A 6,437-nucleotide genomic window follows, 5' to 3' on the forward strand; every position below is an offset into this window, starting at 1 on the left:
TGTCCATGCCCGGTTCTCATTCAAATCGTGCCAGCCTGTGGTTTCTGGCCGTTACCTTGCTCAGTTTCCTGGCGGCCTCCACTGCGCCGACGCCGCTGTATCACCTGTATCAGGAGCAGATGCAGTTTTCGGCAGCGACCTTGACCCTGATTTTCGGCGTCTACGCCCTCAGCCTGTTGGCGGCGTTGCTGACGGTCGGCTCGCTGTCGGATTACCTGGGGCGCAAACCGGTGATTTTTACGGCAGTGATGCTGAACATCCTGGCGATGTTGCTGTTTATCTACGCCGACAGCGTCGGGTGGCTGATCAGTGCCCGGGTCCTGCAAGGGTTTGCCACCGGCATGGCGACTGCCGTGTTGAGTGCAACGCTGCTGGACACCGATCGCCAGCAAGGCCCGCTGGTCAATAGCGTCGCACCCTTGCTCGGCATGGCTCTGGGTGGGTTGGGCTGCGGTTTGCTGGCCGAGTTTGCTCCGGCGCCGTTGCACCTGACCTATTGGCTGCTACTGGTCCTGTTCGCGATGCAGGCTGTATTTGTCTGGCGTTTGCCGGAGAGCGTCACGCGCCAGTCCGGGGCTTGGGCATCATTGCGACCCACCCTGCATGTGCCGGTCCAGGCGCGTGCGACGTTATGGCGGGTGTTGCCGCTCAACACGGCGACCTGGGCGCTGGGCGGATTTTACGCGTCGCTGGCACCTTCATTGGTGCGCACGGCGACCGGTTCGATCTCGAACCTGATTGGCGGGGCGACCGTCGCCGCATTGACGGTGACCGGTGCCCTGATGATTTACACACTGCGCAATCAGGCTGCGACCAAGGCGCTGCAACTGGGCGCCAGTTCGTTGCCGGCGGGAGTCGTCTTGATTTTACTGGGTGTGCACAGCGCCAGTTTGCCCCTGTTTTTCCTCGGCACGCTGGTCGCCGGTTGTGGCTTCGGCGCCGGTTTCCTCGGGGCGGTGCGCAGTCTGGTGCCGCTGGCCTTGCCCCATGAGCGCGCCGGGTTGATGTCGGCGTATTACGCGTTGAGTTATCTGGCGTTCTGCCTTCCGGCGCTGCTGGCCGGGAACCTGGCGCGGACCTTTGGTCTGGTGGCAACCACCGATGGCTATGGTGCGGTGCTGATGGTGCTGGCCCTCAGTGCAATGGCGGGTTTACTGCGATCACGTTCGACCAGAGTCTGCGAGGTCAACCGGTAAAATTGAGTTAGCCTTGGCACCCACTCAGCTCACTCGAAGGATCGGACCATGAAGATAATCCGCAGCAAATCGTTCACTGGCGAGCGTGCCTGGGCCGCGCTGGACATCGCCAGCATGAACGGCATCACCACGCGGCTGCACTGGACCGATCAACCCTACAAGTGGCACGTCAACGATGGCGAGGAAGTGTTCGTGGTGCTCGATGGCCAGGTGCGGATGCGTTATCGCGAAGAGGGGGTGGAGCGGGAAGCTTTGCTGGAGGTCAGTGATATTTTTTATGCCTCGGTTGGCACTGAGCATGTGGCGCATCCTGTAGGGCCGGCTCGGATATTGGTGGTCGAATCGGAAGGAAGTGTCTGATTCTATATAGACTATATCGATAAGATATAGAGATATTACCCGTTATATAGATATTCGATTCGGATCTAACATGGGCCCTACCTCACGAGAGGACAGGAGTTCGCCATGACATGCGCCAATAGCATCAAGCCCGGAATCAAACCTTTCAGCCATTTGCAGCATCCCCGCGAGGTGATCCGCCAGTTCACCCCCAACTGGTTCGCGGCCACCATGGGCACTGGCGTGCTGGCGTTGGCACTGGTGCAATTGCCGGTCGCCATACCCGCCTTGCACGCTTTTGCCGAAGCCCTCTGGCTGTTCAATATCGCACTGTTTCTGCTGTTTACGGTGGTATACACGGCGCGTTGGGTGCTGTTTTTCGACGAAGCGCGGCGGATTTTCGGCCACTCCACGGTTTCGATGTTTTTCGGCACCATCCCCATGGGCCTGGCGACCATCATCAATGGCTTCCTGGTGTTTGGCCTGCCGCGCTGGGGCGACGGTGTGATTCACCTCGCCGAGGTGCTGTGGTGGCTGGATGTGGCGATGTCGCTGGCCTGCGGCGTGCTGATTCCCTACATGATGTTCACCCGTCAGGAGCACAGCATCGACCAGATGACAGCGGTCTGGTTGTTGCCGGTGGTTGCGGCAGAAGTGGCGGCCGCCAGCGGGGGGCTGTTGGCGCCGCATTTGGTCGATGCTCATTCGCAACTGGTGGTGCTGGTGACCAGCTATGTGCTCTGGGCCTTTTCCCTGCCGGTGGCCTTCAGCATCCTGACCATTCTGTTGCTGCGCATGGCCCTGCATAAACTGCCCCACGAAAACATGGCCGCCTCAAGCTGGCTGGCCCTTGGCCCGATCGGCACCGGCGCGTTGGGCATGCTGGTACTGGGCGGCGATGCACCGCTGATTTTCGCGGCCAACGGTATGCCGGGAGTCGGTGAGATTGCTGCAGGGCTGGGGCTGATGGCCGGCATCACCCTGTGGGGCTTCGGCCTGTGGTGGATGCTGATGGCGTTGCTTATCACTGTGCGCTACCTGCGTGCCGGCATTCCTTTCAATCTCGGCTGGTGGGGCTTCACTTTTCCGTTGGGCGTCTATTCCCTGGCGACGTTGAAGCTGGCCAGTACCTTGAACCTGATGTTCTTCAGTGTGTTTGGCTGCGTGCTGGTGGCATTGCTGGCGGTGATGTGGCTGATCGTCGGCAAGCGCACGGTGCTGGGCGCCTGGCGCGGTGAGCTGTTTGTCTCGCCGTGCATTGCCGGATTGAAGAAATAACCGGCAAAGATTAGGTAAGGTGTGGCCTGGATCGACTTTTGATAATCCAATAAGAATCCAGGCCACTCGCTACCTAAAATCAGGGACACATGGAAGATGAGTCACCCCTCACAGTTCACCTTGCTGCGCACCCGGCGCTTCCTGCCGTTCTTCATCACCCAGTCCCTCGGGGCGTTCAACGACAACGTGTTCAAACAGTCGTTGATCCTCGCCATTTTGTACAAGCTGACCATCGAAGGTGACCGCTCGATCTGGGTCAACCTGTGTGCGCTGCTGTTTATCCTGCCGTTTTTCCTGTTCTCGGCCCTGGCCGGGCAATTCGGGGAAAAGTTCGCCAAGGATGCGTTGATCCGCCTGATCAAGCTTGGAGAAATCGCCATCATGGCGGTCGGCGCGGTCGGCTTCATGTTCGATCACTTGTCGTTGATGCTGGTGGCGCTGTTCGCCATGGGCACCCACTCGGCGCTGTTCGGGCCGGTGAAGTACTCGATCCTGCCACAAGCCCTGCATGAAGATGAGCTGGTAGGCGGCAACGGCCTGGTGGAAATGGGCACCTTCCTGGCGATCCTCGCCGGCACCATTGGCGCCGGGGTCATGATGTCTTCGGCGCATTACGCGCCGGTGGTGTCCATGGCGATCATCGGCACTGCCGTGCTCGGCTACCTGGCCAGCCGCAGCATTCCCCGGGCGGCGGCCGCCACGCCGCAAATGCGCCTGAACTGGAACATTTTCAGCCAGTCCTGGGCCACGTTGAAACTGGGCCTGGGGCAAACACCGGCGGTGTCGCGCTCGATTGTCGGCAACTCGTGGTTCTGGTTCGTCGGGGCGATTTACCTGACGCAGATCCCGGCCTATGCCAAGGAATGGATGCACGGCGACGAAACCGTGGTGACGCTGATTCTGACGGTGTTCTCGGTCGGCATCGCATTGGGTTCGATGCTGTGCGAGAAACTCTCCGGGCGCAAAGTCGAGATTGGCCTGGTGCCGTTCGGATCGTTCGGCCTGACCGTTTTCGGTCTGCTGCTGTGGTGGCATTCCGGCGCAATTCCAGACAGCGCCGCCGGCCATGGCTGGATCGAGATCCTCGGTTTTGGCCAAGCCTGGCTGGTGTTGCTCGACATCCTCGGCCTGGGCGTCTTCGGCGGTTTCTACATCGTGCCGCTGTACGCGCTGATCCAGTCACGTACCGCGGAGAACGAACGGGCGCGGGTGATTGCCGCCAACAACATCCTCAATGCGTTGTTCATGGTGGTGTCGGCGATTGTTTCGATCGTCTTGCTGAGTGTGGCGAAGCTGTCGATCCCGCAGCTGTTCCTGGTGGTGTCGTTGCTGAACATCGGCGTCAACGCCTACATCTTCAAGATCGTCCCCGAGTTCACCATGCGTTTCATGATCTGGCTGCTCAGCCATTCCATGTACCGCGTCGAGCACCGCAATCTGGATCTGATCCCCGATGAAGGCGCGGCGCTGCTGGTGTGCAACCACGTGTCCTTCGTCGACGCCTTGCTGATTGGTGGCGCGGTGCGTCGGCCGATTCGCTTTGTCATGTACTACAAGATCTACAACCTGCCGGTGCTGAACTTCATCTTTCGTACCGCGGGGACGATTCCGATTGCCGGGCGCCAGGAAGACATCCAGATCTACGAAAAGGCCTTCACGCGCATTGCCCGGTATCTGAAGGACGGTGAGCTGGTGTGCATCTTCCCCGAGGGTAAATTGACCGCCGATGGCGAGATCAACGAGTTCAAGGGCGGGTTGACGCGGATTCTCGAAGAGACGCCGGTGCCGGTGATTCCGCTGGCTTTGCAGGGGTTGTGGGGGAGTTTCTTCAGCCGCGATCCGGGCAAGGGATTGTTTCATCGCCTGTGGTCACGGGTGACATTAGTAGCAGGGCCGGCAGTGGCGGTTGAAGTGGCGGAGCCGGCGAAGTTGCAGGCGATGGTGGGTGAGTTGCGCGGGGCTGTCAGATAGCGGTTGTTTGCGCGGGCCGCTTCGCGAGCAGGCTCGCTCCCACAAGGGATCCACGGTGTGTCGCAGATTGTCGCAACACCTGCGATTCCTGTGGGAGCGAGCCTGCTCGCGATGGCGGTCTGAAAGTTAAGCGCTAACCTTCAGGCCAACGAGCCCGGAAATGATCAACGCCACACTCGCCAACCGCACCAGCGCCATGGATTCGCCAAACAGAATGATCCCGGCGATCACCGTGCCAACGGCGCCGACACCGGTCCAGATCGCATAGGCCGTACCCAGCGGTAACTCCTTCATTGCAAGGCCGAGCAAGCCAAGGCTGATAGCCATGGCCGCAACGGTCAACACAGTGGGGAGCGGGCGGGTGAAGCCGTCGGTGTACTTGAGGCCGACGGCCCAGCCCACTTCGAACAGGCCGGCGAAAAACAGAATGATCCAGGACATGAAGACCTCCATCGTTTGACGGGGGTCGTCCCCTGATTAATGACTCGATCGAGCCGCGAGGTCGTCCTCGCGATGCGCAATATAGTGCCCAGCATTAACCCGGGGATCAAGTTTTCAGATCAAGATCGCGGATCAAGATCGCGAGTCAGTCACTGACCTGTTGCGCCGCCATTTCCCGATCCTGTTTCTCGCTCATGCGGCGGAAATACGTGGAGAGCAATGCCCCGGAAATATTGTGCCAGACACTGAACAATGCACTTGGCACCGCCGCCAGCGGCGAGAAGTGTGCACTCGCCAGCGCGGCACCCAACCCGGAGTTCTGCATGCCGACTTCCAGGGCCAGGGACTTGCGCTGGGCCAGAGGCAGCTTGAACAGGCGCCCGGTGAAGTAACCCAGCAAGTAGCCGAAGCTGTTGTGCAGCATGACCACGGCCATGATCAACAGGCCGGACTCTGCGATCTTGGCCTGGCTGGCGGCGACGACTGCCGTGACGATGATCACGATGCTGACCACCGACACCAGCGGCAATACGTCCACGGCGTGGCGAACCTTGTCGCCGAGCACCCGTTGGGCAACCACGCCCAGCACGATTGGCAACAGCACCACTTGCAGGATCGACCAGAACAACTCCATGAACGATACCGGCAACCAGGCCGAGGCCAGCAGCCAGATCAGGGCTGGGGTCAGCAGCGGGGCGAGGAGGGTGGTGACGGCGGCGATGGCCACCGACAGCGCCAGGTCGCCACGGGCCAGCCAGGTCATCACGTTCGACGAGGTGCCGCTTGGGCAGCAGCCGACCAGAATCACGCCGACGGCGATTTCCGGCGGCAAGTGGAACGCCTGGCAGAGCAACCACGCCACGCCGGGCATGATCACGAAATGGGCAACCACGCCCAGGGCCACGCGCCATGGATGGCGAGCGACTTCGGCGAAGTCTTCGAGTTTGAGGGTCAGGCCCATGCCGAACATCACCAGCCCCAGCAAGGGCACGATGGCGCCTTTGAGGCCGAGGAACCATGCCGGCTGCAGAAACGCCACGACAGCGAAAATCAGTACCCAGTAAGCGAAGGTGTTGCCGACAAAACGACTCAATGCAGCCAGTGCGCGCATGGCCTGATCCTTTTTATTTAGTAGCACCACAAAACCAAATGTGGGAGCGGGCTTGCTCGCGAAAGCGGAGTATCAGTCAGTACCTATGTCGACTGACACTC

General features: G+C 60.4%; 6 protein-coding genes. 4 read left to right on the forward strand and 2 right to left on the reverse strand.

Annotated features, from left to right (window positions below; genetic code table 11):
- The first annotated feature begins 5 nt into the window (after positions 1-5).
- From KGA85_RS16890 to KGA85_RS16905, 4 genes are all read left to right on the forward strand, one after another.
- Positions 6-1,196 (forward strand): MFS transporter, encoded by a 1,191-nt coding sequence (locus KGA85_RS16890; protein ID WP_223455925.1) that lies wholly within the window; start codon positions 6-8, stop codon positions 1,194-1,196.
- 48 nt (positions 1,197-1,244) lie between these two features.
- Entirely contained in the window at positions 1,245-1,556 is a 312-nt protein-coding gene (locus KGA85_RS16895; RefSeq protein ID WP_223455924.1) for a cupin, read from the forward strand.
- Positions 1,557-1,661: 105 nt separating this feature from the next.
- Positions 1,662-2,813, forward strand: coding sequence for a TDT family transporter (locus KGA85_RS16900; RefSeq protein ID WP_223543250.1), 1,152 nt, complete (start codon positions 1,662-1,664; stop codon positions 2,811-2,813).
- A gap of 96 nt (positions 2,814-2,909) precedes the next feature.
- Positions 2,910-4,784: an MFS transporter gene (locus KGA85_RS16905; protein WP_223455922.1), complete on the forward strand. Its 1,875-nt coding sequence runs from the start codon at positions 2,910-2,912 to the stop codon at positions 4,782-4,784.
- A gap of 126 nt (positions 4,785-4,910) precedes the next feature.
- On the opposite strand, the gene sugE is transcribed toward KGA85_RS16905, so the two are convergent.
- Together sugE and KGA85_RS16915 are read right to left on the reverse strand one after the other, a co-directional pair.
- The gene (sugE, locus tag KGA85_RS16910; RefSeq protein WP_007977599.1) at positions 4,911-5,225 is read right to left on the reverse strand and encodes a quaternary ammonium compound efflux SMR transporter SugE; all 315 of its coding nucleotides are present in this window, start codon (positions 5,223-5,225) and stop codon (positions 4,911-4,913) included.
- 145 nt (positions 5,226-5,370) lie between these two features.
- Positions 5,371-6,336: a bile acid:sodium symporter family protein gene (locus KGA85_RS16915; protein WP_007977600.1), complete on the reverse strand. Its 966-nt coding sequence runs from the start codon at positions 6,334-6,336 to the stop codon at positions 5,371-5,373.
- Between the last annotated feature and the right edge of the window lie 101 nt (positions 6,337-6,437).

The organism is Pseudomonas sp. GL-B-12 (assembly GCF_019955895.1).
Classification (GTDB): domain Bacteria; phylum Pseudomonadota; class Gammaproteobacteria; order Pseudomonadales; family Pseudomonadaceae; genus Aquipseudomonas.